Source organism: Fusobacterium sp., assembly GCF_030528405.1.
In the GTDB taxonomy this organism is placed as follows: Bacteria; Fusobacteriota; Fusobacteriia; order Fusobacteriales; family Fusobacteriaceae; genus Fusobacterium.
The window spans coordinates 1-2,823 of the sequence record NZ_JAUMYY010000071.1 but is presented as its reverse complement, the minus strand read 5'-3'; the positions used below and the strand labels follow the sequence as shown (position 1 = coordinate 2,823).

Below are 2,823 nucleotides of genomic sequence, written 5' to 3'. Positions count from 1 at the left end.
TAATAAAAAAATAGAAATTACTGAAATTTTAGAGCCATATAAAATAAATTATGATTTCTTAAAACAGCTTGAGATCTTAGAGCCTTTTGGCTCTAAAAATCATATTCCTATTTTTGCATTTAAAAATTGTAATTATTCTAATCTTCGTTTCACAAAAAATAGTACTGAACATTTGATTTTTGATCTGCATAAAGATGGCTATACTTTTAAAAATTGTATTTTTTTTAGCGGCGGAGATTACTATGATTTAATTGTAAATGCAAAAAGAATTGATGTTGCCTTTAAATTAAAGCTAGAAATTTTTAAAGATAGGTATATTTATAAATTGCAGATCGAAGATATAAAAAATTCTGAGGAAAATAAAAATTTTTTAGATGAATTTAAAAAAAATGGTAAGGATATTAAATTTCCTATAAAAACCATTGCATATACTAGAAGAAATGATGTAGACGATAATTTAAAATTAAAATTCAATGACTATGGTGGTGCAGATCTATTAAAAGAGAGAACAATTATCAGTAATTTAGATGAGAATATCGTAAAATTTCTAAATGATTTAAATAAGAATTTTAATTATAAATTTTCTGTAAAATTAAAAGAGAAAATAATAAAAACAGAAAATTTAAATCTCCATTTGGAAATATTTAGAGATGATAGTTTTGATTCCTATGCTCTAAAAGAAAATCAACTTTTTATTGATATTAAAAATCATCTTTTAGGCAAATTCAATTATAATAGTATCCAAAAAAAAGTACTAGCTAGTGTTTTTAAAAAACAAGTTAAAACTCTTGCAATTATTGAACGTGGAAGAGGAGTTAACACTATTATAAACACTATTTCTTTATATGCTGAACATAAAGGTCTTAGTATTGCTATAAATGATTCTTCTAAAAATAAAGATTTCTATATTTTTCATAATTTTAAAAATCTGGATGAAATAAAAGAAATTAAATCTGAAAATATTCTTATAATTAGTGAAGTAGATCAAGAACTTCAAAATTTTGTAAAAATTGTCGATAATTATGAAATTCCGCAAAATGTTACACTTATACCTTACTCAGACATCTCTACAAAAATAGAGACTTATCATTATTTTTTAAGTAATGAGAAAAAAATAGATATCTTAAATAATCTCAATAAGGGCTTAAAAATTTTTGCAACAGAGGATATAAAAATTAACTTTTAAAGTTTTAAAATCTTAAAGGGGATAAAAATGAAATTAAGTGAGATGGCTATAAGAACATTGATACCCATAATAACTGGTGACTGTGGTTATACTCCATATCTAAATATTTCTAAATTAGATCAAATTTTTAGTCAAATTAGTTTAAAAAATAGTTATAATAATCTTAATGTATCTTTTTCAGGAGAGCTTTCAAGAAAAAATTATACAGAAACTATACTTTTTAAATTGAATAACACAAGGGGACTAAAAAGATTAATAGAACTTATAGTAGACCCTAGATTATATATAAGTTCAGATTTCGATTTAGCTATTATAGTAGATGAAATTAATAATATTATAACTCATGAAGGATATAGATTGGAAAGTATAAATGGAAACTATAAGATTAAAGGGGAACAGCTAGAGGAAAATAATAATAAAGATGAAAACTTTGAAGATATTAAGGCTCAAATTATGAATTGCATCAAAAAAGCAAATTATTGTATTTGGCTTTCAATATTAAATTTTAATGATTTAGAATTGATTGAGGAATTATTAAAAAAGAAAAAAGAAGGTTTAAATATAAGAGTAATTATAGCTGAAAATGATATTAATCCTCAAGAGAAAAAAGATTATAAACATTTTGAAATAATTAAACTTAAACCAGAAATTTTATTTAAAAATATAATGAATAAAGGATTTTGTATTATAGATTTTAAAACAACTATCTGCTTTTCATTTAATTGGGAAGAAAAAACTCAATGGAATTATGAAACGGTAGAAATTATTAATAGTGGAGAATTTGCTAGAAAGAATGCAGATATATTTATCAATATGATTAAAATTCATGAGGCTGAAAAAAAGATTTAATTTTTTTTATAAATATCTACATATCAAAAATAAATATAGAATGTAACTTAATAAACTTTACGCTAATAAGGAGAGAAACAAAAATGAAAAAATTATCTGTGCTATTAATATTTTTAATTTTATCAGTATCTACATTTACAGAAATTGTCTATATTACACCTACTGGTAAAAAATATCACCCCAGCAAAAATTGTCCTGGATTAGCTAGAGCAAAGCAAATTATCCCTATTGAGCGTTCTAAAGCTGAAGCTAGAGGATATGTACCTTGTAAGAAAGGGTATTAAAATAATTTTAAAGTAATATAAATTTTAACAGGAGGTGAATATGAGAGTAATATATGAAGGATCTAAATTTTTAAAATTTAGAGATGAGTTGGAAAAAATTAATATTCCAGAAGTTGAAATAGAATTTTCTGAAGATAAAGTCTACTCTAATTTACCAGGAAATTACATTTATATTTCTAATTTTCATGCTAGCCCTGCTAGAAGCAATTTTGGCACTAAGGCAATGAAAAAAATTGTAAAATTAGCTGACAAACATAAAATTATATTATTCTTATTTCCTTATGGGACTAGCAGTTATTTTTATTCCAAATTTGATTTTATAGAGGCTGATAAAAAATATGAAGGACATTTTGAACCTTTAAAGCTATTTAGATTTTATAATGGATATGAAGACAACTTTAATATTTTCTTACTATCTAACAAAGAAAAACTACAACTTATAAAAAATGATAAAAAAAGCCGATTGGAGATTTTTAAAAAATCTATTCCAATCGGCTGATTTTT

At 23.4% G+C, this 2,823-nt stretch carries 3 protein-coding genes and 1 pseudogene; all 4 read left to right on the top strand.

Annotated elements, in window-relative coordinates:
- A pseudogene (locus tag Q4A58_RS08000) lies at window positions 1-1,186 on the top strand (single-stranded-DNA-specific exonuclease RecJ); the annotation flags it as partial.
- Between the two features lie 27 nt (window positions 1,187-1,213).
- Window positions 1,214-2,035: a phospholipase D-like domain-containing protein gene (locus Q4A58_RS07995; RefSeq protein ID WP_303118150.1), complete on the top strand. Its 822-nt coding sequence runs from the start codon at window positions 1,214-1,216 to the stop codon at window positions 2,033-2,035.
- Window positions 2,036-2,118: 83 nt separating this feature from the next.
- A complete protein-coding gene (locus Q4A58_RS07990; RefSeq protein ID WP_303118149.1) occupies window positions 2,119-2,319 on the top strand; it encodes a hypothetical protein in 201 nt (66 codons plus the stop codon).
- A gap of 40 nt (window positions 2,320-2,359) precedes the next feature.
- Window positions 2,360-2,818, top strand: a complete 459-nt coding sequence (locus Q4A58_RS07985) for a hypothetical protein (RefSeq protein WP_303118148.1) — start codon at window positions 2,360-2,362, stop codon at window positions 2,816-2,818.
- Window positions 2,819-2,823 lie beyond the last annotated feature (5 nt).

Bases quoted from the DNA above. Each gene is read 5' to 3' on its own strand.
- Q4A58_RS07995 (WP_303118150.1), top strand. From the start codon at position 1,214: ATGAAATTAAGTGAGATGGCTATAAGAACATTGATACCCATAATAACT.
- Q4A58_RS07990 (WP_303118149.1), top strand. From the start codon at position 2,119: ATGAAAAAATTATCTGTGCTATTAATATTTTTAATTTTATCAGTATCT.
- Q4A58_RS07985 (WP_303118148.1), top strand. From the start codon at position 2,360: ATGAGAGTAATATATGAAGGATCTAAATTTTTAAAATTTAGAGATGAG.